The following is a 22,735-nucleotide window of genomic DNA, read 5'->3' on the forward strand; positions in this document are numbered from 1 at the left end:
CGGGAGAATCCGCATGATCGCAAGAATGAATTACAGCGTTTTGCTCCCTTTTGCTCCGTATGGACGGGAGTAGTGGTGACGGACGCGTCGTCAGAACGTGCAGACAGCATGGTCAGGCTGTAACCCCGGGTAAGGATCAGGCCTGCGCATGGCGCGCGTCGGGGAGTATGGACGAGTCGCCGAACAACGGGAGTACGGATGCCGCTCGCCGAAATCCTGACCGCCGCCTGGCAGCTGCGCCACCGGACCGCGGGCGCCGCGCGCGGGCGCGCCGTGCTGGGTCTGGCGGGCGCGCCGGGCGCGGGCAAGTCCACGCTGGCCCGCACGCTGGTGGCGGAGCTGACGGCGCGGCACGGACCGCGCAGCGTGGCCTACCTGCCGCTGGACGGCTTCCACCTCTCCGATCCCCAGCTGGTCCGGCTGGGCCTGCTCGACCGCAAGGGCGCGCCCGCCACCTTCGACGTACACGGCTACGCGGCCCTGCTGGCCCGGGTCGCGGCCTGCCGCGAGCACGACATCTACGTGCCCGACTACGACCGGGTGGCGGACGCCCCGATCGCCGCGCGCCACGTCGTGCCCCCGGAGGCGGAGCTAGTGATCACCGAGGGGAACTACCTCGCCTGCGAGCTGCCCGGCTGGACCGAGGCCCGGCGGCACCTCGACGACCTCTGGTACGTGGACGCACCGGACGCCGTACGGGAGTGGCGGCTGCTGGAGCGGCGGCTCGCCCAGGGCACCGCCCCGCAGGAGGCGCGCGACTGGCTCCGCCGCAGCGACATCCCCAACGGCGAGCTGGTACGCGCCTCGCGGGACCACCCCTGGGTGAGCCGCCGCGTCAGCTCGCCCCTGGACGGCCCGGCCGCGGCGCCGGACGGCCCGCCCGGGCCGGACGCCCGCTGAGCCGCGCGCGCCGCGCCTGTCCGGTGTCCGGCGTGCGGTATGGATGGGGGCAAATCGCCCGCGTCCAAGGAACCGCCCATGCGCAACAGCCCCCTGCTCGCCGAGCTTCGCGACGCGATCACCCCGCGCGCCTTCCTGCTCATGGTGGGCGTGCTCCTGGTACAGCTCGGCTTCCTCCTCTCCTACATCGGCGCCTTCCACCACCCCGAGGCCCAGCGTGTCCCGCTCGCCGTCGTCGCCCCCGCCGAGGTCGTCGAACGGCTGGACACACTGCCCGGCGAGCCGGTCGGCACCACTGCCGTACCCGACGAGCGGGCCGCACGGGAGCGGATCATGCGGCGGGAGGCGCAGGGCGCGTACGTCATGGACCCGCGCGGCACCCGGGACACCGTGCTGGTCGCCTCCGGCGCGGGCAACTCCGTGACCCAGGCCGTGACCGAGGTCGCCCGTGAGTTCGCCGCCGCGCAGAACCGCACGGTCAAGGCGGAGGACATCGCACCGGCCGGGGCGGGCGACCGGGGCAGCCTGACCGCCTTCTACCTCGTCATCGGCTGGCTGGTCGGCGGCTACCTGGCGGCGTCCATGCTGGGGATCACGGCCGGGGCGCGCCCGGCCACCACGCGCCGCGCGGTGCTGCGGCTCGTGGTCATGGCCCTGTACGCGGTGGTCTCCGGCCTGGGCGGCGCGCTGATCGTCGATCCGGTGCTGGGGGCGCTGCCGGGCCACTTCGCGGCGCTGTGGGGGATCGGCACGCTGGTGGTGCTGGCGGCGGGGACGGCGACGATCGCGCTCCAGGTGATGTTCGGCGTGGTCGGCATCGGCCTGGCCATCGTCCTCTTCGTCGTCCTGGGCAATCCCAGTGCGGGCGGCGCCTACCAGCGGAGCATGATCCCGCCCTTCTGGCGCGTCATCGGCGACTGGCTCCCGCCGGGGGCCGGTACGACTGCCATCCGCAACACCGTCTACTTCGACGGCAACGCGATGACGGGTCCGATGTGGGTGCTGGCCGTCTGGGCCCTCGCGGGCGTCCTGTTCACCCTGGTGTGTGCCGTTCGTCGGCGGGACACCGAGCTGCCCGCCCTCAGCCGCTACCCGGCGATGCGGCCCGACTGAGGCGGGCGGGCGAGAGGGCCGGAGCGCAGGAAAACACCGCAGGCCGACGAGGAACTCGCCGACCTGCGGTGGGTGTCTGTGCGCCGTCAGGGACTCGAACCCCGGACCCGCTGATTAAGAGTCAGCTGCTCTAACCAACTGAGCTAACGGCGCCTGCTGACAGGAATCATCATACCCACCCCGCGAGGGTGCTCCCGACCACCGGCCGGCGCGCGGGTCAGATCGCCAGCGAGAGCATGACCGGCGCCGCCCGCTGGTTGAGCGCCTCGGCCGCCTTGCGCAGCCGGTGGGCGTCCTCGACCGGGAGCGAGAGGGCCAGGCAGCCCACCGAAGCCCCGGCCGTGACCGGCACGGCCGCGCAGACCGTGCCCACCGCGTACTCCTGGAGGTCGAGTACGGGGACGGTGGGCGGCTGCTGGTCGAGGGCGTTCAGCAGGAGGCGCTCGTCGGTGATCGTGCGGGAGGTGAGGCGGGCGGTGCGGTGCCGGGAGAGGTGGTCCTTGCGGCCGTCGTGGTCGAGCTGGCCCAGCAGGCACTTGCCGATCGCGGTGGCGTGCACGGCGGAGCGGAAGTCGACCCACTCGTTGACCATCGGGGTGCTGGGGCTCTCCGAGTACCGCATGACCTCCATCTCGCCGTCGGTGTAGCGGCTGAGGTAGATCGCGGCGCCCAGGGCGTCCCGCAGCTCGGAGAGCGTGCGGTCCAGCCGCTCGCGCAGCGCGCGGCTGCGGTCGCCGCCGGAGCCGAGCAGCACCAGCGACTCCCCGACGACGTACGTCCCGTCCGCGACCTGCTCCAGATAGCCCTCCCGGCGCAGCATCAGCAGCAGGTGCGCCAGATGCCCCGAGGGCAGTCCGGTCTCCCGGCTGAGCTGGTCCTCTCCCATGCCGTCGCGGTGCCCGGCGACTGATTCGAGTACGCGCAGCGCGTACTGCACCGAGTGGAACGGCGCGGTCGGTTCCGGCCTGAGCGCCACGGTGCCCCCTGTGGTTGTGACCGTCTGCTCCGTGACCAGAGCTGGGGGTCACGGGATACGTATCACGATAGCGCTCAACGGGCCCTGGTGCGGCGGTTGTCGCCGCTATCGGCATATGCCACACGCGGGTGCGGCCCCCGCCTTCCGTCAGGCGTCAGGGGGGCGGGGGCCGCGGCGTCCGTTCAGCGGATCACAGGACCGCGCTGAGGAACTCCCGGGTGCGCTCGTGCTCGGGGTCGGAGAACATCTTCTCCGGCGAACCGGACTCGATCACCCGGCCCGCGTCGAACATCAGGACGTCGTCGGAGATGTCCCGCGCGAAGTTCATCTCGTGCGTGACGCAGAGCATCGTGATGTCCGTGGTGTGCGCGATGTCGCGCAGCACGTCGAGCACGCCGGCCACCAGCTCCGGGTCGAGTGCGGAGGTGACCTCGTCCAGCAGGAGCACCTGCGGGCGCATCGCGAGCGCGCGGGCGATCGCCACCCGCTGCTGCTGGCCGCCGGAGAGCTGGCTCGGGTACTTGTCGATGTGCTCGGTCAGACCGACCAGTTCGACCAGTTCCCGGGCGCGCTGCTCGGCCTCGTCCTTGGAGAGCCCGAGCACGTGCACGGGGGCCTCGGTGATGTTCCGCAGCACGCCCATGTTCGGGAAGAGGTTGAACTGCTGGAACACCATGCCGATGTTCTTGCGCACCTCGCGCACGTGGCTCTCGCCCGCCGGGACGAGCTTGCCGCCCCGCTCCTCGTGGGTGAGGTACTCGCCGCCCACCTTGATGGTGCCCTCGTCGGGCTTGATCAGGGTCATCAGCAGCCGCAGGATCGTCGTCTTGCCCGATCCGGAGGGGCCGATGAGGGTGACGTGCTTGCCGGACGAGACCGTGAAGTCCAGGTGGTCCAGGACGACGTTGGTGCCGAACCGCTTCATCACGCCGTCGAAGCGGATCAGTTCGCTGCCGTCGGCGGCCGGGTTCGCGGTTTCTTTCGAAGTGCTGTTCTCAGCGGACAAGACGACGCTCCAGGGCTCGAAGGAGAAGAGAAGCCGGGTAGGCGATGACAATGAAGGCGACTCCGACCACGGTCAGCGCCTCGGTGGTGAAGGTCTCATTGCTGTACGCCTGGGCCTCGCCGAGCATCTCGAAGGCCCCGATGACCGCGATCATGGGGGAGTCCTTGAGCATGGAGATGACGTAGTTGCCCAGGGCGGGGATGACCCGGCGGATGGCCTGCGGCAGGATCACCGAGGTCCAGGTACGGGTCTTGGGCAGGCTCAGCGCGGTCGCCGCCTCCCACTGCCCGGCCGGCACGCCGTCGATGCCGGCCCGGTAGACCTCAGCGGTGTAGGTGGAGTAATGCAACCCGAGACCGACGATGCCGGTAGCGAGCGGAGACATCGAGGGTCCCCACTCGGGCACCACGTAGAAGAGGAAGAACAGCTGCACCAGCAGCGGGGTGTTGCGGATGAACTCGGTGATGCCGATCACCGGCCAGCTGATCCACTTGACCGTGGAGCGCTGGGCGATGGCCCACACCAGGCCGAGCGAGAAGGCGATCAGCGAGCCGATGGCGAGGGCCTGAAGGGTGACCAGCACCCCGTCCCAGAACCGCGGCATGAATTCGTCGACAACCGACCAGTCCCACTTGTTCATCCCATACCTCCTGCGACCTGGCTGCCGGCCTGGTCGGTCTCACCACGCGCGCTGAGCTTGCGGCTGATGAAGCCCGGCTTCTTCTCGAGCCCCTGCCCGATGTTGCGCTTCGCGTGCCGCTCCAGCGCCCGCATGCCGCGGGTGAGGGTGAAGGCCATGGCGAAGTAGAGCACCAGGAGCAGGGTGTAGATCGGGGCACTCTCGTTGCTGCCCAGCCGGACGAGGTTGCCCGCGAAGAGCATGTCCGCGACGGTGATCGTGGAGACCAGCGCCGTGCCCTTCAGCAGCTCGATCAGCAGGTTGTTGAACGGGGGGATCATCTCGGGCCACGCCTGCGGGAGTTCGATCCGGCGCAGCCGCTGCATGCGCGTGAAGCTGAGCGCGATGCCCGCCTCACGCTGGGCGGGCGTGACGGCCGCCAGCGCGCCGCGCACCACCTCGGAGCCGTACGCCCCGTAGGTCAGGCCCAGCGCGCTCACTCCGGCCCACATGGGGACCAGCTGCCAGCCGAAGAGCGGCAGGGCGAAGAACATCCAGAACATCAGCACGAGCGCCGAGGTGCCGCGGAAGATCTCGAAGTAGGTACCGGCAAGGAAGCGCACGATCCAGTACTGCGAGGTGCGCAGGACGCCGACGAGCAGGGCGACCGCACCGGCCAGCGCCGCGCTGTAGAGCGTCACCTGGATGGTGATCCAGATGCCTGGCAGGAACCAGGTGGTGAACATGCCTGAGGTCATCATCAGCCACACAGCTCCTTCGCGGTCTTGTCGGTCATCTCGTTCCTGCCGAAACCGTACGGTTTGACGATCTTCAGCAGCTCTTCGTAGTTGTTCTCCTTGAGCTTGTGAATCTCCTTGTTGAACTCGTCGCGGAAGTTCTTCTCCGACAGGCGGAATGCGAAGCCGCCCGCACCGTAAGCCGGCTCGCCGTCCACGACGGGCTGGAACGCCTCGGTGGCCTCTGCACGCTTCGAACCCGCGACGGCGCCCTTGACCGTCACGTTGGTGCCCGCGAAGGCGTCCACGCGGCCCGTTTCCACCGCGCTGAGACCGGCCACCTGGTCGGGCAGGATCAACATGTCCTTGATGCCCGCCGCCTCGGCGTAGGCAATCTCCGCATATGCCTTGCCGGTGGCGAACTTGAGCCCCTTCTTGGCAATGTCCTCGTATCTCTTGATTCCGTGCGGATTGCCCTTTCGCACGATGAAGGAGTCCAACATGATGTAGTCCGGATCGGCGAAGAGCACCTGCTCACAGCGTGTCGCGTTGATGTACATCCCCGCGGAGACGACATCGAACTGCTGCGCCTTGAGTCCGGGGATCAATGCCCCGAAATCCACCGGGATGGCCTTGATGGTGGGGATGCCGAGCCGCTTGAAGACGACCTCGGCGATCGCCGGGGCCTCGCCGGCCGGGTCGCCGTCGTCGTCGATGTAGCCGAAGGGGGGCTCGCTGGCGATGCCGACCTTCACCGACCCCTGGTCGCGCAGGCGAGCCAGCAGGTCGCCTCCTTCCACCTTCCCTTCGTCCGGTGCCCGACTGCACCCGGCGATGCCGAACGCACCCAGAGCCGCCGTGCCCGCCAGGAGCGAGCGGCGGCTGAACCCTTTTCCGATGAATGGCGTATGTGCCCTAAGTGGTGGAGCCATGGGCGCGCGGCTACCCACGCTGCCGAGAGTTATGCGGATTGTTTCCAGCCCTTGACGTGGTCGTTGTCGTGTTGTCCGCTGCGTCAGTATTGACACGTAACCGATCAGTCTTGGGAGGCAAGATGCCGGACCGCTTCATCGAAGTGTCCCTGGCCAAGCGGGGTGTGAGTTGCACGGCCAAGTTGCTCGACGACCGTGCCCCGATCACCTGCGCCGCGGTGTGGGACGCGCTGCCGCTCGGTGGTGACGTTTATCACGCCAAGTACGCCCGGAATGAGATCTACGCGCTGATTCCGCCCTTCGCTCCGGAGGAGCCGCCCCTGGAAAATCCCACTATCACCCCCATTCCGGGTGACCTGTGCTATTTCACATTCACTGAGACCCAGCTGGGCACCAAGTCCTACGGCTACGAGGCCGAGGCCGACCACCAGGGCCGCAAGACGGTGATCGACCTCGCCCTCTTCTACGAGCGGAACAACCTGCTCATCAACGGAGACGCCGGCTGGGTCCCCGGCATCGTCTGGGGCAGCGTCGTGGACGGCCTCGACCGGATGGCGGACGCCTGCCAGGACCTCTGGCGGGCGGGCGCACTGGGCGAGACGCTCAACTTCCGCCGGGTGTAGCGGACGTCGGGCGGCGCGAGGAATCCCCTCGCGCCGCCTGCGCCACCGCCCTACGCCTTCGTGGCGGGCCCCGGACCGGGCACGGGCAGCGATCCGAGCCCGGCCCGGGGTGCCGGGATGTCGGCGGCCCCGGCCGCGTAGAGGGCGTGCGCCGCCCGCAGCACCAACGCGTCGGAGTGGCGTGCGGCAACCAGCTGCACGCCTACCGGCATGCCGTCCCCGTCCACCCCGCAGGGCAGCGAGCAGGCAGGCTGCTGCGTCATGTTGAACGGGTAGGTGAACGGCGTCCAGCTCGTCCAGCGCGGATCGACCGAGCCCGCGGGCACCTCGAGCCCGAGCGCGAACGCGGTGATCGGCATGGTCGGGGTGACCAGCAGGTCGTACTCGCGGTGGAAGTCGCCCATCGCCTTGCCCAGAGCCATGCGCACGTCCACCGCGGCCAGGTAGTCCACCGCGCTCGCCCGCCGGCCCTCCTCGCAGACCTCGCGCAGCGCCGGGTCCATCGCCGCCCGCTGCTCCTCGGTGAAGTACTGGGTGATCCGGGCCGCCCCGGCGAACCACAGGGTGTGGAACGCCTCCACCGGGTCCGGCAGCGGCGGATCGGTCTCCTCGACGTGCGCGCCCAGCTCCGCCAGCCGCTCCACCGCGCGCCGCACGGCCGCGGCGACCACCGGGTCGACCTCCACCTGCCCGCCGAGCGTGGGGGAGTAGGCGATCCGCAGCCCGGCCACGCCGTCGGTGAGCCCCTCCCGGAAGCCGGACGGCACCGGGCCGAGCTGCGACCAGTCGCGCGGGTCGGGAGCGGTGATCACGTCCATCAGCAGCGCGCTGTCCGCCGCGTCCCGCGTCATCGGGCCCACGTGCGCCAGCGTGCCGAAGGCGCTCGCGGGGTACATCGGCACCCGGCCGTACGTGGGCTTCAGCGCGAAGATCCCGCTGAAGGAGGCGGGGATGCGCACGGAGCCGCCCGCGTCCGTCCCCAGGCTCAGCGGGCCCGCCCCCAGGGCCACGGCCGCCGCGCCGCCGCCGCTGGAGCCGCCCGCGGTGCGCTCCGGGTCGTACGGGTTGCCCGTCGCGCCGTGCCGCGGGCTGTCGGTGACGCCCTTCCAGCCGAACTCCGGGGTCGTCGTACGGGCCAGCAGGACCGCGCCGTGCTCGCGCAGGCGGGCGACCGAGGGGGCGTCCTCGTCCCACTTCTGGCCCTCCTCGCCGACCGACCAGGAGCCCTTCAGGGTCGGGATGCCGCGCTGGAGCAGGATGTCCTTCACGGTCACCGGCACGCCGTCGACCAGCCCGGCGGGCTCGCCGCGGCCCCAGCGCTCCTCGCTGGCGCGGGCCTGGTCGAGCGCCTCCTCGGCGTTGAACCGGACGAAGGCGTTCACCTGCGGCTGTACGGCCTCCGCCCGCGCGAGCGTGGCCTCGGTGACCTCGAGCGGTGAGAAGTCACGAGCGGCGTACCCGGCGGTGAGCTGGGTCGCGGACAGAGCGGTGAGATCGGACAACGCGTGCTCCTCGGATCGATGCGGTCGAGCAGGAGGGGTGGGTCAGAAGGGGTGAGACGGGAGTTGTCGGGCAGGAGTGGGCCCCCGCCCCGGGAGGGGGCGGGGGAGTGGCGGAGGCGGGGCGGCGCGCGGCCGGTCAGCTGCCGCCGGGGACGTAGCCGAGCTGCTTGTCGACCACGTTCAGCAGCGGCTCGCCCGCCTCCCACCGGTCGAAGTTGTCCAGAAACTGCTCGGCGAGGTCGTCCCGCCAGCCGATGGTGTCGCCGCTCATGTGCGGCGAGACGAGCAGCCCCGGCACGTCCCACAGCGGGCTCTCCACCGGCAGCGGCTCCTCGTGGAAGACGTCCAGCGCAGCCCCGGCGATCCGGTGCGAACGCAAAGCCTCGACGAGATCGGCCTCGACGACATGCTGCCCGCGGCCGACGTTGACGAAGCGGGCCGTCGGCTTCATCTGGGCGAAGGCCGACGCGTCGAACATGCCGCGCGAGGAGTCGGTGAGCGGCGCGACGCACACCACCCAGTCGGCCTCGCCCAGCAGACCACCGAGCGCGTCGTTCGCGTGCACCCGGCCGAAGTCCGGGTCGCCGGACCGTTCGGTGCGGCCGACGAGGTCGACGGTGACACCGAGTGCCATGAGAGTGCGCCCGATTTTTCGTCCGATCGGCCCTGATCCGACGACCACGGCCCGAGTTCCGCCGACCCGGAATGTCTCTCGGTGCCGCCAGCGCCGCTGGCGCTGCAATTCCCGGCTGCCGTGGAAATCCTTGGCCATGGCGAGCACGAGCCCCGCCACGTATTCGGCGATGGGCTGGTCGAAGACACCTCGGGCATTTGTGAGAATCGTCTCCGAAGAGGCCAGTTCGGGCAGCAGCCGGTCGACGCCCGCACTGGGCGTGTGCACCCAGCGCGGCCGGGCGCCGGGGCCGGGCCAGGCCGCGCGCACGGCGTCGGACAGGAAGTCCCACACGAGCAGGACGTCGGCCTCCGGAAGGCGCTCTGCCAGCGTCTTCTCGTCGGCGTGCACCACGCGGGCACGCCCGGCGAGGCGGCCGAGACGGGGAAGTGGATCAGCATCCAGGACAAGAACACATGTTTCGGACATTGGAAGGAAACCGTTTCGAAACGAGGGGCGGCTGGGCTCTTCGGACAGGCGCGGGGACAGCGCGCGGACGGCGTCGCAGATGCGAGGATTGACCACGGTAGGGAGAGCGAACTACCTTCGTCAACAAAGGCATCTGTCCCGGCGTTCCCGGCGTCTGACCGGTTATCTCTTTCTTTGGCCCGTGCCACCCCTCCGTCTCTTTTTGGGGCTCGAAATGGATGTCTCCTTCCTTGGTGGACCGCAGCCGCAGCGCGGCGTCGGAGTCGTCGCGCCGTTCGACTTCGCGCTCGATCGCGAGCTATGGCGCTGGGTGCCCGACGACGTGTCGCTGCACCTCACCCGTACCCCCTTCGTCCCCGTCGAGGTAAGCCTCGACCTGGCCCGCCTCGTGAGCGAGCACGAAACGCTGCACGAGGCCGTACTCGCACTGACCGCGGTGGCTCCGGAGGTCGTGGCCTACGCCTGCACCTCGGGCAGCTTCGTGGGCGGCACCGCTGGTGAGAAGGCCATGACCGTGGCCATGCAGCAGGCCGGCGAAGTGCCGACCCTGACCACCTCGGGTGCCGCGCTGGAGGCGCTGCGTGAACTGGGCGCGCGCCGCGTCGCGATCATCACCCCGTACACGAAGTCGGTCACCGACTCACTGGAGGACTATCTCGGCGAGGCCGGCATCGCGGTCACCGGGCGCAGCTACCTCGGTCTGACCAGCCACATCTGGAAGGTCCCGTACCGGGACGTGGTCGACATGGCCCGCGAGGCCGTCGTCGACGCCCCGGACGCGCTCTTCATCAGCTGCACCAACCTGCCGACCTACGACGTGATCCCGCAGCTCGAAGCGGAGCTGCGGATGCCGGTGCTGTCGGCGAACCAGGTCACCATGTGGGCGGCGCTCCAACGCATCGGCAAACAGGCCGTCGGCAACTACCAGGCGCTGCTCGACCCGGTGGCGCGACGCGGCCCGGCCGCCATGGCGCCGCTGGAGCCGTGCGGTCCGGGCGAGCAGTACGGCCCAGGCGACGCGTACGCGCAGGGCGAGCAGGCCGAACCCGGCCCGGTCGAGCCGTCGCACCCCGCGGGCCCGGTGGGGCCCGAGGCCGCGCTGACCGGCGCGGACCAGGGCGGCGGCGAGCCGCTGGACACCTTCGACCCGCAGTTCCCGCCCGCCGGGCCCGACGACAGGGCCGGCGGCCAGCCCCCGGTGTGACCCGTGCCGGGCCCGCGGAGCCCGGCTTCCCCCGTATCCCGCTGCCGGGCCCGGAGCCCCGAGCCCGGCAGCCACGCGCGCGCCCGCACGCGCGCGGCCCACGTACGGCATCCCCCTCCACCGGCGCCCGCCGGTGGCTTCACGCGAAGGAGAACACATGGCACAGGCGGTGGGGTTCCTCTACCCCGGCTACTCGGCGGAGGACGACTTTCCGCGGCTCGAGGGCATCCTGCGGGAGGCCGGAGCAGACGTACGGCTGCCGCTGGTGCACACGGACATCGGCGAGGACGCCCACCGCGTCGACGCCCTGCTGGAGATGGGCTCGGCGGCCCGGCTCGCCGCCAAGGTGGAGGAGGTCAAGGACCTCGGCGCCGAGGCGGTCGTCTGGGCCTGCACCAGTGCCAGCTTCGTCTTCGGCTGGGACGGCGCGCACGAGCAGGTGCGCGAGCTGTCCGCCACCGCGGGCCTGCCCGCCTCCAGCACCTCCTTCGCCTTCGCGCAGGCCGTACGCGCGCTCGGTGCCGAGCGGGTCGCCATCGCGGCGACCTACCCGGAGGACGTCGCGGAGCTGTTCACCGCCTTCCTGAAGGCGGCGGGCTCGGAGGTGGTGGCGATGCGCGGCAGCGGCATCATCACCGCGGCCGAGGTGGGCACCTGGGGCCGCGAGGAGGTCCTCGCGCTGGCCCGGGGAGGCGACCACCCGGACGCCCAGGCCGTCCTGCTGCCCGACACCGCCCTGCACACGGCGGCCTGGATTCCCGAGCTGGAGGAGGCCCTGGGCAAGCCGGTGCTGACCGCGAACCAGGTCACCGTGCGCGAGGGGCTCCGGCTGCTCGGCGTCTCGGCGCGCGTGCCGGCCCTGGGCGCGCTCTTCGCCTGAGAGCCTGCCGGGTCGCCTCCGCCCGGGCGCTCCCGTCCCGCCCCTGGCGCACCAGGGGCGGGACGGGAATAGCCGGGCGCCGCGCCCGGTTGCCGCCCTGGGAGGCGCAGCCACAGGCAGGCAGGGCGCCGGACGCAGGGCGAACGAGGAGGCGGGGCCGGCCGTGGCCGACGAAGGCAGCGACGACACACGCGGCGACGACACACGCGGCAGCGCCGTACGGGGCGACGCCATACGCGGCGAGGCCCGGGGCACCGCCCCCGTACCGCTCTCCGTGCTGGACCTGGCGACGGTCGGGGAGGGCTGCACCGCGACGGACGCGCTGCGCACCTCCGCCCGCCTCGCCCAGCTGGCCGACCGGCGCGGCTTCACCCGCTTCTGGGTGGCCGAGCACCACTCCATGCCGGGGGTAGCCAGCTCGTCCCCGGCGGTCCTCCTCGCCTCCCTCGCCGCCCGCACGGAACGCATCCGGCTGGGCTCGGGCGGCGTCATGCTGCCCAACCACGCACCGCTGGTGATCGCCGAGCAGTTCGGCACCCTGGAGGCGCTGGCCCCCGGCCGGATCGACCTCGGCCTGGGCCGGGCGCCCGGCACCGACGGCGCGACCGCCGCCGCGCTGCGCCGCACGGAGAACCTGCGCGAGGGAGCGGACGAGTTCCCGCAGCAGCTCGCCGAGCTGACCCGCTTCCTGGACGACGACTTCCCCGACGGGCACGCGTACGCCCGCATCCACGCCGTCCCCGGCCCGGTGCAGGGCGGCACCGCCCGGCCGCCGGTGTGGCTCCTCGGCTCCTCCGGGTTCAGCGCGCGGCTCGCCGCCTCCCTCGGCCTGCCGTTCGCCTTCGCTCACCACTTCTCGGCGGCACACACCGTCCCGGCCCTGGAGCTGTACCGCGAGACCTTCCGGCCCTCCGCCGCGCTGGCGCACCCGTACGCGGTGATCGGCGTCTCGGCGCTGGCGGCCGAGGACGAGGCGGCGGCGCACCGCCAGGTGCTCACCGGCGCGCTGGCCATGCTGCGGCTGCGCACCGGCCGTCCGGGGCTGATCCCGACGCCCGAGGAGGCGGCGGCGTACTCCTTCAGCGCCGTCGAGCGGGACTTCGTGGACGGCTGGCTGGGCAACGTGGTCAAGGGGACGCCCGAGGCGGTACGCGAGGGCCTGGACGCCCTGGTCAAGCGCACCGGGGCCGACGAGCTGATGATCACGGCCAACGCGCACACCCCCGAGGCGCGCGTCCGCAGCTACGAACTGATCGCGGACGCCTACGGGTTGCCCGTGGGCCCCGCCTGACCGGGGCGGCCCTGGAGGTACGGGGGCACGCCCGGCTCAGCCCAGCAGCGCCGTGATCCCCTCCGCCGCCATGGGCCGGGCGTAATACCAGCCCTGCCCCGAGTCGCAGCCGATCCGGCGCAGCCGCTCCGCCTGCGCCTCGCTCTCGACGCACTCGGCCGTCACCGTCAGCCCGAGCTTGTGCGCCAGCTGCACGAGCGCCGTGACGATCGTCTCGTCCGCCGGATTGAGGTGCCGGGCCGTGCGGAAGCCGCGTACGAAGGTGCCGTCGAGCTTCAGCGTCCGCACCGGGAGGCGGCTGAGATAGGCGAGGTTGGAGTAGCCGGTGCCGAAGTCGTCGATGGCGATCCGGACGCCCATCTCGCTCAGCTCGTGCAGCGCCTGGAGGGGGCGCCCGGCCGAGCCCATCACCGCCGACTCCGTCAGCTCCAGCTGGAGCAGGCCGGAGGGCACACCGGTCTGCTCCAGAATGCGTTCGACGTCCGCGACCAGGTCCGAGTCCCAGACCTGCCGCACGGCGACGTTGACGCTGACGAAGATCGGCCGCCCCGGGTGCGCGTCCAGCCAGCGGCGCGCCTGGCGGCAGGACTCGGCCAGCACCCAGCGGCCCAGCGGGACGATTGCGCCGTTCTCCTCGGCCAGGCCGATGAAGCGGTCCGGGCCCAGGGTGCCGAAGCGCGGGTGCCGCCAGCGCACCAGCGCCTCCACGCCGTGCAGCCGGTCGTCGCCGAAGTCCACGATGGGCTGGTACTCCAGCATGAACTCGCCGCGCTCGACGGCCGGCCGCAGCGTGCTGGTGAGGGCCTGCCGGGTCATGCGGTGGGCGTTGCGCTCCGGGTCGAAGAGCGTCCAGCGCGCCTTGCCGTCCGCCTTCGCCCAGTACAGCGTGGTGTCGGCGGCCTGCATCAGCCCCGTCGCGCTGATCCCGGCCGCCTCCCGCTCCAGCACGCCGATGCTGGCGGACACCGCGAGCCGCTGGCCGCCCAGCTCGAAGGGCCGCTGAAGGGCCAGCAGCACCGTCTGGGCGAGCCGGGTGAGCTGTTCGGTGCCGGTGGAGCCCTCGACCAGCAGCGCGAACTCGTCCCCGCCCAGCCGGGCGACCAAATGCCCGCCGTCCTCGCCGCAGCGGGTCAGCCGCCGCGCCACCGCGTCCAGCAGCTGGTCCCCGACGGGGTGGCCGAGCGTGTCGTTGACGGCCTTGAAGCCGTCCAGGTCGAGGTAGCACAGGCCGATGCGCCCGGTCGCCGAGTCGGAGAGGGCGGCCGAGAGCCGTTCGAAGAAGAGGGCCCGATTGGGCAGCCGGGTCACCGGGTCGTGCATCTGGAGGTGGCGCAGCCGCTGCTGGAGCGCGCGGCGCTCGCTGACGTCCACCACGGACAGCAGGGCCTCACCGCCCTGCCCGTCGGGGCCGTGCACCGTCGGGGCGACGGTGATCTCGGCCCACAGCGGATGCCCGTCCGCGTGCTTGAGCCAGCGGGTGCAGGACATCCGGGCGCTGCGCCCGTGCAGCGCCTCCTCGTACGCGCCGTGCGCCCGGGCGTCGAGGTCCATGCCGGGCAGGCCGGCGACGGGGGCGGCGACCAGCCCGTCCGGGGCGGCGCCCAGCAGCCGCTCCAGCGCGCGGTTGGCGGTGCGTACGCGCCCCCGGCGGTCGAGCACGGCCATGGCGATGTGCGCGGCGTTGAAGGCGGCCCTGAAGTCGCTCTCCCTGGGCCCGCTCTGCTCACTTTCCGTGAGGGTCTGCGCTGGTGCGGGCGAAGGCTGGGCACAGGCCTCGTCCGGTCCGTCGGAGGGTCCGTTCACCGATCACTCCTGCGGTCACTCGTCGCGTGCGGACCGGTCGAGCGACCGACCGTAGGCCATCCGGAGGCTGATCCGCGCTGGAAATGTGGCGATCATAGAGGTTCACACGGTGCGCGATCCAGCATCGGGACGCGGTATCCGGCGCCCCGGCCGGGGCCTGTACGGGAGCGGGTGAGCGAGAGTGACCGTTTCTGCAAAAGAGTCGGAAGCGACCGGTCAGTCTTGATCATTAACTACCCAGGGTAATCATATTGCAGGTGACCCGAGCGGCGTAGCGGAACGGGGCGAAACCACCGCAATCACGACATCGTGGTGGAGGACCGCACTTCCCCACCCGGCGAGGTCGCCACGTGGCTCGATCGGTTATACCCGAGGGAGTGGCCCGGCAGCGTCCACTGCGGCGCACCGCGGCCGTACTCACCTCGCTGACCGCGATCATCGGGACGGCGCTCGTCGCCGGACCGGCCACCGCCACGTCCGCCGTCCGCTCCTGCGCCCTCCCGCGCACCGGGGCCCACCACTCCGAGGGCCTCGACAGCTGGAACACCTCCTACCCTCGCCCCGACCGTCCGCTGGACGCCCTGATGGTCTTCCTCTCCTTCCCGGACTGGAAGCCCTTCGTGACCCCGGGCGAGCTGTACGCCGACCACTTCCCCGCCACGGCCGACTTCTTCGCCCGCGCCTCCTACGGCCGCCTGGAACTGCGCGGCCATCCGCAGGAGCACTGGACGGGCATGCCCGCGCCCTCCACCGACTACGGGATACAGCGCGACTGGGACGCGGAGATGCGTACGAGCTTCCTGCGCGACGCGATCGCGGCGGCCGACCCCGGCGTGGACTTCGGCGACTACGACCTCGTCTACCTGGTCGCCGACCCGGACGCGCCCGGCGTCAACTCCGACGCCACCAAGGTCGTGAACTTCGACGAGCCGATGATGGTCGACGGCACGGAGATACGCCGCATCGTCACCGTCTTCGAGCAGCACCCGCCGGACCGGAACGTCCTCGCCCACGAGACCGGTCACGTCTTCGACCTCCCCGACCTCTACCACCGGCCCGGGGACGGCAAGGGCGACTGGGACACCCACGTGGGGGACTGGGATCTGATGGGCAGTCAGTTCGGTCTGGCGCCGGACCTGTTCGGCTGGCACAAGTGGAAGCTGGGCTGGCTGCGCCCCTGGCAGGTGGACTGCGTGCCGCCAGGGGCGGGCACCACGCGGCACACGCTGCGCCCGCTCGGCGCCCCGCTGGACGCCGTCGGCGGACGGCGGCTCGCCCGCTTCGGCGCGCGGGCGGACGCGCGGCTGATCGTCGTCCGCACCGGCCCGCTCGAAGCGCTGGCGATCGAGGCGCGCACCGCCGAGGGCAGTGACGCCGGGGTCTGCGCCGAGGGCGTGCTCCTCTACCGGGTCCGCGCGGGCGCCGCCTCGGCCGACGGGCCGGTGCAGGTGGTCGACGGGCATCCGGACACCAACAGCTGCCGGCGCAGCTCCGTCTACCCGCCGCTGGCGGACGCGGCCCTGGGGGCGGGCGAGAGCTGGGCCACGGACGAGGGCGGCGGCGTACGCGTCCAGGTCGGCGCGGCCACCGGGGAGGGTGGCTGGCACGTCACGATCACCCGCGGGGAGCGGCCGTAGCAGCACGCCGCAGAGCCCCGCACACGCCGGAGGCCCCCTCGCGGACGAGGGGGCCTCCGGTTGTCTGTGCGCCGTCAGGGACTCGAACCCCGGACCCGCTGATTAAGAGTCAGCTGCTCTAACCAACTGAGCTAACGGCGCCTGCTGACGTCGTAGACCTTAGCATCAGGATCGGGCGTAGCGAAAATTGGATTTCTCCCGGTCGTGACCGCCGTCACCCCCGCGACCTGCGAGGGAGGAGCGGAGCGTGCGCACGCTCGCCCAGAGCAGCAGTTCGGGGCCGGGCAGCCAGGGGTGGCGTACGTCCGGGGCCACCAGCCAGCGGGACGCGGCGGCCGGGGAGTCCTCGGGGGCCGCGGGTGCCAGCGGGGGCACCGTCACCGCGTCGCCGAGGCCGTGGCACAGCAGCGGAGGAAACCTTTCCTCCCGGCCGTCGCCCCGCCACTCCTCCCAGCGCAGCAGAGCGGGCAGCCGGTCGGCCGTGCCCACGGCGGTGAACAGCAGCAGCCGCCCGCGGTGGACGGCGACCGGGCCGCAGCCGCGCCCGCGCGACCAGAGGTGGTCCAGCAGCGTGCGGCCCTGGTGCGCGGGGGTGCTCGCCACGTCGAAGGCGGTGCCGCAGGGCAGCACGCTCGGCGCGTCCGGGCGCAGTGCCCACAGCGCATGCACGCTGCGCGGGAAGCGGCTGGCGGAGGCCAGCCAGTCCGCACCCTCCGGGGTGACGCGGGTGACGGGGTTCGCTGCGGTGCCGACGGGATAGCTCATGGCGGATACGTCTACCGGCCGCTCGGGCGGCACTTCCCGGGATCAACGGAAACGGGGACGCGCGGCGGCCTTCTCGGGTACTCTCCGCGCTCGCACGTGTGCGTTGCGTGTGCGGTGGTGTGCGGGAAGCGTGCCGGGGCGGCTGCGGGAGGGGCTCCACCCTCCCGCACCGAGCGCGGACGCCGCCGCCTTCCCCGCGGCCCCTGGGGAGACCTCAGTCGCGGGCGGGGTCCCCCAGCAGTCCGCGGCCGAACTCCACCATCTTGCGGGCGTAGTCCTCCGTCCAGCCCGCGCGCTCGGCGATGACCTCGTCGGGCAGCCGGTCGAACCGCTTGGGGTCGGCCAGCTGCGCGGCGGCCATCGCCTGGAACTCCATCGCGCGGTCGGCGGCGGCCCGGAAGGCCAGCGTCAGCTCCGTCGCCCGGGAGAGGAGTTCCCGCGGGTCCTCCAGCGACTCCAGGTCGAAGAAGTGCTCGTCGTCACCGAGGGTCTCCGCCGGCTCGTGGAGCAGGGGTGCGGGGCGGCGGAAGCGGGGTGCGCTGCCGGGCTGATCGGGAGCCGCGGGCGGCTCTGGCATGGGAGGACCTCCAGGTTCGGGTGCCGCCGTCCATTGTCGCGCGCCGCGCAAGCCCCCGTCAGCCCGTGCTGGATCTTGCCGGTCGCGACTCGTGGCCGGACGCCTCTGCCGTGCCGCCGGACGCCTCCGCCGGTCCGCCGGGCTGCGCTCCGCCGGACTGCGGCCCGTCGGTCCCCGGCCCGTCGGTCCCCGGCCCGTCGGTCCGTGGTCCGCCCGTGCGCGGGTCCACCGTGCGCCGGCCGCTCCGGAGCACCACCGCCGTCCCGACCGAGTACCGGCCCGGAAGCAGCCGCACCCGCACTCGCGCCAGCACGGCCCGCAGCACGTCCGCGGCGCGGAGGCCCGGCCGGACCAGCAGCGCGCCCAGGGCCATCACCGCGACGCCCGCGACCGCGTCCAGGAAGTAGTGGTTGGCGGTGCCCATGACCACGATGACGATGGTCAGCGGATACGCCACGGCCAGCACCCGCGGCCACGGGGACCGCCGGGCGTGCCGCCACAGCACCACCCCGCACCAGAGCGCCCAGCCGACGTGCAGGCTCGGCATCGCCGCGTACTCGTTCGTGAAGCCGCCCAGGCCCTGCGGTGCGCTGGCCTCCGCGCCCCACCAGCCGTAGTCGCCGTACTGCGCCATGGTGTCCGTGAAGCCGTACGCGGCGTCCAGCAGCCGGGGCGGGCAGGTCGGGTAGAGGACGAAGCCGATCAGGCCGATCACGGTGGAGGCCAGCAGCCAGGCGCGTAGCGCGCGGTAGTGGGCGTGGTGGCGGCGCCACACCCAGACCAGCACCGCCGGAGTCACCACGTAGTGCAGCGAGGCGTAGACGTAGTCGGCCGGGATGCCGAACCACGACTCGGCGGTGAAGAGCCGGTTCAGCGGGCGCTCGAAGTCGAGCCGCAGGTTCTCCTCGAGGCGGAGGATCGCCAGGCCGTGGTCGACGGCCTCCGCGGCGTCCCCCCGCGCGACGAGGCGCCCGGCGGAGTAGAGCGAGTAGATGAGGATGATCAACGGCAGCTCCGTCCACCAGCGCAGTCGGCGGCCTTGCTGCATCCGATCGCTCTCCCACAGTCGTTACGGTTGGGCGGCGGGCGTCTGACCTGGTGGCGTACGCCAGTGGAAAGGACGCGACCGTCATCCGACGGGTTGACGGTCGCGGTGAATTGATGAGGTTTCCGGCCCTTCGCGGCCGGATGGCGGGATGTCGCGGCATCCCGGTTCGAGAGGCGGCGAGAGTCCATGGCAGCGCGCATTCTGCTGGTCCGGCACGGTCAGACGCAGTGGTCGGTGACCGGACAGCACACCGGCAGGACCGACATCCCGCTGCTTGAGGAGGGCCGCCGGGCGGCCGAACTCCTCGGCGAGCGGCTGCGGGCCGCGCCGTGGCACGGCCTGCCCGGCACCGAGGTCCGCACCAGCCCGCTGGCCCGCGCCCGCGAGACCTGCCGACTGGCCGGGTTCGCCGAGCGGGCCGAGGACTGGGACGCGCTGCTGGAGTGGGACTACGGCGACTACGAGGGCCTCACCACCGAGTCCATCCAACAGCGCGTCGGAGACGACTGGTTCATCTGGCGCGACGGCGTGCGGGGCGGCGAGGAGCTGGACGAGCTGCGTGCCCGGGCCGACGCGGTGGTGGAGTGGGCGCGCTCGGCCGACCGGGACGTGCTGGTGTTCGCGCACGGGCACGTGCTGCGGATGCTCGGCGCGCGCTGGCTGGGCTGCGAGCCGGAGTTCGCGGCCCGTATCCGGCTGGACCCCGCGTCGCTGTCCATCCTCGGCTGGGCCTACGGCGCGCCCGCGATCGAGCGCTGGAACGACACGGGCCACCTGGGCTGAGGGTGCGGCTGCGGGGGCGCGGATCGCGGGGGCGAGGGCCTCGGGAGGGGCGGCGCCCGGACCGCGCCGCCGGCCGCCCGCGCCACGCCCCCCGTCACGGTCGCGGGCGGAGGAACGCGGAGGGGTGCGGCCTGCGCAGGAAGTCCGCGACGCCCGGCTCCTGGCGATAGGGCTCCAGCCGCCGGGCCGCCGCCGTGAGCATGCCGCGGATGCGGGCCGAGCGCACCCCGCCGAGCAGCGTGAGTGCGTCCCCGGCGGCGGCCGCGGCCTCCTCCGGGTCCCGCCGCGCGGCCAGGTTGCCCGCCAGTTCGGCGGTGAACAGTGCCCTGTTGCGGACGAAGTGGGGCTGCTGGAGGGCGACGGCGCGCCGGGCGTGGTCGATCGCGCCGTCCCAGTCCCCCAGCGCGGACCAGCACTGCGCCTCCAGCCCCGCCAGTTCCGCCTCGCCGAAGAAGGTCATCCACGCGGGGTCCCCATCGGCGGGCCCGCGCGCGTACAGCCGGTGCGCGCGCTCGAGCGCCCGTACGCAGCCGCCGCGGTCGCCCAGTCCGGCCCAGCCGCCCGCCTCGCGCAGCGCGAGCAGCGACAGCAGCCGTGCGGAGCCCAGCCGTTCGGCGGCGCGCGCCCCGGCCTGGGCCGCCGAGACGGCCTCGCGCGGGCGGCCCGCGTCCCGGGCCAGGAAGGCGGTGTTGCAGAAGGCGTGCGCCTCCAGCGCCGGGTCACCGGCGATCCGCGCGGTGGCGAGCGCCTCGGCGTAGTGGGAGCGCGCGTCCGTGAAGCGGCGGGAGTCGTGCGCCAGCCAGCCCACGGACAGGGCGAGTTCGCCCGCGCCCGCGTGCAGCCGCCCGGAGTCGGCGCGGCGGGGGGCACCGGCGTCGAGCAACTCGTAGGCGGCGCACAGGGATTCGCACGCCCGCGGGTAGAGGTCGTCGGCGCCGAAGCGGTCGTCCAGCACCCGGATGCGCTGGACGGCCCGTTCGACCTCGGCGACTTCGGATTCGCCGACGCGCGCGCCCGTACGCGCGGGCCGCTGGGCCGGACTGCGGGCGGCGCCGGTCAGCGAGACGGCCGCCAGGGCGGCCGGGCCGCCGGTCATGAACGCGCGACGTAGCACGTCGCTCTCCTCGTCGATCTCGGACTGCTCGGGGGACTGCGTCTGCTGGGGGAAGGGGGTCTGCTCGGGGAAGGGGGGCTCGTGGTCGGTGGGGCGGAAGATGCGGGGGGTGTCGCTGAGGACGCCCGCGGGGGAGGGACGTCCGGGCGCCGGGACGGGTTGCGTGCGGCGCATCGGTGCGGACGGGGGCGGGTCTTCACCTCCGTGCGCCCCTTGAGTACGCGTGGTCCGACCACGGACGGACTCGCGGGGCGCGAAGCCCATGTCCGCGAGCGTCCGGCCCGGGAACATGTGCAGGAACACCCGTTCGTACGCGTAGTTGGGGCACCGGATCTCTCCGGCCTCCACCCGCCCGACGTACCGGGCGTCACAGCACACGCGCTCGCCGATCTCCCGCGCCGACCTCCGTACGGCCGCCGCGAACTCGCCGGGTGACAGGTGGCCCCGCAGCTGCCGGAAGGCCGAGTTGGGCCCCTGGGGCGGACCCGGTGACGTGGATGGTGACGACGTCATGGCCGGACCGTACCGGCTGTGACGAGGGCGGTACGCTGGGTTTGGCTACAAAAGGGAAATCTCCACCGCGATCTGCCATGAACTGCCATCCTTTGCAGCGTTCCGCCGCCGTAGCGGTTGACGCCGTGAGGCGTTGGACTGTGCACATCGAGTGCGGAGGAGTGGTCCCCTTGCCGGACACCGGAGCAGTTGCGTGCGGAGCCGTAAGGCCGGGCGGTCCCGGCGCCGGGGAGCCCTGCGACCTGGTGACGGTGCCGGTCCGTACAGGCCTGGAGGCGGTCGACATCCTGCGGCTGCGGGACCGCATCGGCCCGGTGCTGCACGACGGGGCCCGCGGCACGCTGGGCTTCCTGGTGCCGCCGGGCACCGCCGCGGGCTGGGACGTGCCCGGCAGCGCCTGTACACCGACGCACACGCACGCGGTGCGGCCCTCCTCCCGCGCGGTGGGCGGCGACAGTTGGCTCGTGCCGCCGGAGCGCGCGTACGGGCGGGCGACCGAACCGTCCCGGCTGCGCGCCGCCCTGCGCCAGGCGGCCCGCACCATCGAGGCCGTCGACCGCTCGCGGTAGCCCGCGCCCGCGCCGGCCCGAGACCACCGGCGCCCGTACGGCGGGCGGGCCCCGTACGCCCGGCCCATAATGGCTGCGTGGCCAGGAACAGACGCACCCGCGCGAGCGGCGAGGAGCCGGAGGGCCGGCGCACCCGCGCGCGCCGGGAGCCGCTCGGCGAGTCCGTCGACGGTGGGCTCGCGCAGCTGCGCCCCGACCCGGACCGGCCGCGCGGCTGGACGCTGCTGCTGGACGGCGCCCCGCAGTCGCACGTCGACCTCGCCGACCCGGCGTACCTCGACTTCGCCTACCAGCGCAGGCTCGGCCACGTCATCGACCTCGCGGCACCGCCCGGACGCCCCGTGCGCGTCCTGCATCTGGGCGGCGGCGCGTGCACGCTCGCCCGCTACACCGCCTTCACCCGGCCCCGGTCCACCCAGCAGGTGGTGGAGTCGGACGGCGCGCTCATCGCCCTGGTGCGCCGCGAACTGCCCTGGGACGGCAACTGGCGGATACGCGTACGGACCGGCGACGCCCGCGCCGCGCTCGCCCGGGTCCCCGACGGCTGGGCGGACCTGCTCATCTGCGACGTCTTCAGCGGCGCCCGCACCCCCGCGCACCTGACGAGCGGCGAGTTCCTCGCGGAGGCCCGCCGCACGCTCGCCGCGGACGGCCGCTACGCCGCGAACCTCGCCGACGGTTCGGGGGCGACCCCGGGTCCCGGCGCGGGGGCGGGGCCCGTCGCGCCGCTGGCGCACCTGCGCGCCCAGATCGCCACCGCGCAGCAGGTGTTCGGCCACCTGTGCCTGATCGCCGACCCGGCGGTGCTGCGCGGACGACGCTTCGGCAACGCCGTCCTGCTCGCCGCCGACCGCGAACTGCCCCTCGCCGAGCTGACCCGGCGTACCGCGGCGGACCCGCACCCGGGACGGGTGGAGCACGGGCCCGCGCTCGCCGCCTTCACCGGCGGGGCGCGCGCGGTGACCGACGCGACGGCCGTACCGTCCCCGGCGCCCCCGGCCGCCGTCTTCCGCTGAGCGCCGAGCCACGGAGCGCGGCGCT

Annotated in this window: 22 protein-coding genes and 2 tRNA genes; 10 read left to right on the forward strand and 14 right to left on the reverse strand. The window is 72.8% G+C overall.

Annotation, left to right across the window (positions count from 1 at the left end; translation table 11 throughout):
* Positions 1-198 precede the first annotated feature (198 nt).
* Both H299_RS31415 and H299_RS0100745 read left to right on the forward strand, forming a co-directional pair.
* Positions 199-900, forward strand: coding sequence for a hypothetical protein (locus tag H299_RS31415; RefSeq protein WP_051261989.1), 702 nt, complete (start codon positions 199-201; stop codon positions 898-900).
* A gap of 78 nt (positions 901-978) precedes the next feature.
* Positions 979-2,013 carry a DUF3533 domain-containing protein gene (locus H299_RS0100745; RefSeq protein ID WP_027746850.1) on the forward strand — a complete coding sequence of 345 codons (1,035 nt, stop codon included), beginning with the start codon at positions 979-981 and terminating at the stop codon, positions 2,011-2,013.
* A 79-nt stretch (positions 2,014-2,092) separates the two neighbouring features.
* Here the strand turns inward: H299_RS0100745 and H299_RS0100750 are convergent.
* The 6 genes from H299_RS0100750 to ehuB form a co-directional block, all read right to left on the reverse strand.
* Positions 2,093-2,166 (reverse strand) — tRNA-Lys (locus tag H299_RS0100750).
* Positions 2,167-2,230: 64 nt separating this feature from the next.
* Positions 2,231-2,989, reverse strand: a complete 759-nt coding sequence (locus tag H299_RS0100755) for an IclR family transcriptional regulator domain-containing protein (RefSeq protein ID WP_027746851.1) — start codon at positions 2,987-2,989, stop codon at positions 2,231-2,233.
* A gap of 190 nt (positions 2,990-3,179) precedes the next feature.
* Positions 3,180-3,995: an ectoine/hydroxyectoine ABC transporter ATP-binding protein EhuA gene (gene ehuA / locus H299_RS0100760; protein ID WP_027746852.1), complete on the reverse strand. Its 816-nt coding sequence runs from the start codon at positions 3,993-3,995 to the stop codon at positions 3,180-3,182.
* The gene (gene ehuD, locus H299_RS0100765; protein ID WP_027746853.1) at positions 3,985-4,635 is read right to left on the reverse strand and encodes an ectoine/hydroxyectoine ABC transporter permease subunit EhuD; all 651 of its coding nucleotides are present in this window, start codon (positions 4,633-4,635) and stop codon (positions 3,985-3,987) included. The genes ehuA and ehuD overlap by 11 nt, the downstream gene beginning before the upstream one ends.
* Positions 4,632-5,375, reverse strand: coding sequence for an ectoine/hydroxyectoine ABC transporter permease subunit EhuC (ehuC, locus tag H299_RS0100770; protein ID WP_027746854.1), 744 nt, complete (start codon positions 5,373-5,375; stop codon positions 4,632-4,634). The genes ehuD and ehuC overlap by 4 nt, the downstream gene beginning before the upstream one ends.
* Positions 5,375-6,283 (reverse strand): ectoine/hydroxyectoine ABC transporter substrate-binding protein EhuB, encoded by a 909-nt coding sequence (gene ehuB, locus H299_RS0100775; RefSeq protein WP_051261990.1) that lies wholly within the window; start codon positions 6,281-6,283, stop codon positions 5,375-5,377. The genes ehuC and ehuB overlap by 1 nt, the downstream gene beginning before the upstream one ends.
* Positions 6,284-6,405: 122 nt before the next feature.
* On the opposite strand from ehuB, the gene H299_RS0100780 reads away from it, so the two are divergent.
* The gene (locus H299_RS0100780) at positions 6,406-6,906 is read left to right on the forward strand and encodes a DUF3830 family protein (protein WP_027746856.1); all 501 of its coding nucleotides are present in this window, start codon (positions 6,406-6,408) and stop codon (positions 6,904-6,906) included.
* A 50-nt stretch (positions 6,907-6,956) separates the two neighbouring features.
* Here the strand turns inward: H299_RS0100780 and H299_RS31420 are convergent, their stop codons facing one another.
* Both H299_RS31420 and H299_RS0100790 read right to left on the reverse strand, forming a co-directional pair.
* Positions 6,957-8,408 carry an amidase gene (locus H299_RS31420; protein WP_051261991.1) on the reverse strand — a complete coding sequence of 484 codons (1,452 nt, stop codon included), beginning with the start codon at positions 8,406-8,408 and terminating at the stop codon, positions 6,957-6,959.
* Between the two features lie 136 nt (positions 8,409-8,544).
* On the reverse strand, positions 8,545-9,510 hold the full coding sequence (locus tag H299_RS0100790) for a D-2-hydroxyacid dehydrogenase (protein WP_027746857.1): 966 nt from the start codon (positions 9,508-9,510) through the stop codon (positions 8,545-8,547).
* 214 nt (positions 9,511-9,724) lie between these two features.
* Between H299_RS0100790 and H299_RS0100795 the strand changes: the two genes are divergently transcribed.
* The 3 genes from H299_RS0100795 to H299_RS0100805 all read left to right on the forward strand — a co-directional run bounded on the left by H299_RS0100795 (position 9,725) and on the right by H299_RS0100805 (position 12,885).
* Entirely contained in the window at positions 9,725-10,714 is a 990-nt protein-coding gene (locus tag H299_RS0100795; RefSeq protein ID WP_027746858.1) for an aspartate racemase/maleate isomerase family protein, read from the forward strand.
* A 157-nt stretch (positions 10,715-10,871) separates the two neighbouring features.
* A complete protein-coding gene (locus tag H299_RS0100800) occupies positions 10,872-11,594 on the forward strand; it encodes an aspartate racemase/maleate isomerase family protein (protein ID WP_027746859.1) in 723 nt (240 codons plus the stop codon).
* Between the two features lie 163 nt (positions 11,595-11,757).
* Positions 11,758-12,885, forward strand: a complete 1,128-nt coding sequence (locus H299_RS0100805; RefSeq protein ID WP_027746860.1) for an LLM class flavin-dependent oxidoreductase — start codon at positions 11,758-11,760, stop codon at positions 12,883-12,885.
* 36 nt (positions 12,886-12,921) lie between these two features.
* Here H299_RS0100805 and H299_RS0100810 read toward each other — a convergent pair whose 3' ends face one another.
* Positions 12,922-14,688, reverse strand: coding sequence for an EAL domain-containing protein (locus H299_RS0100810; RefSeq protein ID WP_027746861.1), 1,767 nt, complete (start codon positions 14,686-14,688; stop codon positions 12,922-12,924).
* A gap of 350 nt (positions 14,689-15,038) precedes the next feature.
* Here H299_RS0100810 and H299_RS0100815 point away from each other — a divergent pair, with 350 nt between their 5' ends.
* The gene (locus H299_RS0100815; protein WP_027746862.1) at positions 15,039-16,325 is read left to right on the forward strand and encodes a M6 family metalloprotease domain-containing protein; all 1,287 of its coding nucleotides are present in this window, start codon (positions 15,039-15,041) and stop codon (positions 16,323-16,325) included.
* Positions 16,326-16,392: 67 nt separating this feature from the next.
* On the opposite strand, the gene H299_RS0100820 is transcribed toward H299_RS0100815, so the two are convergent.
* The 4 genes from H299_RS0100820 to H299_RS31430 all read right to left on the reverse strand — a co-directional run bounded on the left by H299_RS0100820 (position 16,393) and on the right by H299_RS31430 (position 18,715).
* Positions 16,393-16,466, reverse strand: a tRNA-Lys gene (locus H299_RS0100820).
* 24 nt (positions 16,467-16,490) lie between these two features.
* A complete protein-coding gene (locus tag H299_RS31425) occupies positions 16,491-17,090 on the reverse strand; it encodes a bifunctional DNA primase/polymerase (protein ID WP_037757210.1) in 600 nt (199 codons plus the stop codon).
* Between the two features lie 214 nt (positions 17,091-17,304).
* Complete coding sequence (locus H299_RS0100830; RefSeq protein ID WP_027746863.1) at positions 17,305-17,667, reverse strand: hypothetical protein; 363 nt, start codon at positions 17,665-17,667, stop codon at positions 17,305-17,307.
* 58 nt (positions 17,668-17,725) lie between these two features.
* On the reverse strand, positions 17,726-18,715 hold the full coding sequence (locus H299_RS31430; protein WP_078512359.1) for a phosphatase PAP2 family protein: 990 nt from the start codon (positions 18,713-18,715) through the stop codon (positions 17,726-17,728).
* Positions 18,716-18,901: 186 nt separating this feature from the next.
* On the opposite strand from H299_RS31430, the gene H299_RS0100840 reads away from it, so the two are divergent.
* Complete coding sequence (locus H299_RS0100840; RefSeq protein ID WP_027746864.1) at positions 18,902-19,498, forward strand: histidine phosphatase family protein; 597 nt, start codon at positions 18,902-18,904, stop codon at positions 19,496-19,498.
* Between the two features lie 94 nt (positions 19,499-19,592).
* On the opposite strand, the gene H299_RS0100845 is transcribed toward H299_RS0100840, so the two are convergent.
* Entirely contained in the window at positions 19,593-21,125 is a 1,533-nt protein-coding gene (locus H299_RS0100845) for an NsdA family TPR-like regulatory protein (RefSeq protein WP_027746865.1), read from the reverse strand.
* Positions 21,126-21,295: 170 nt separating this feature from the next.
* Here H299_RS0100845 and H299_RS31435 point away from each other — a divergent pair, with 170 nt between their 5' ends.
* Together H299_RS31435 and H299_RS0100855 are read left to right on the forward strand one after the other, a co-directional pair.
* Complete coding sequence (locus H299_RS31435) at positions 21,296-21,694, forward strand: hypothetical protein (protein WP_051261993.1); 399 nt, start codon at positions 21,296-21,298, stop codon at positions 21,692-21,694.
* A gap of 77 nt (positions 21,695-21,771) precedes the next feature.
* Positions 21,772-22,710 (forward strand): fused MFS/spermidine synthase, encoded by a 939-nt coding sequence (locus H299_RS0100855; protein WP_027746867.1) that lies wholly within the window; start codon positions 21,772-21,774, stop codon positions 22,708-22,710.
* Positions 22,711-22,735 lie beyond the last annotated feature (25 nt).

It is taken from the genome of Streptomyces sp. CNH287 (assembly GCF_000424825.1).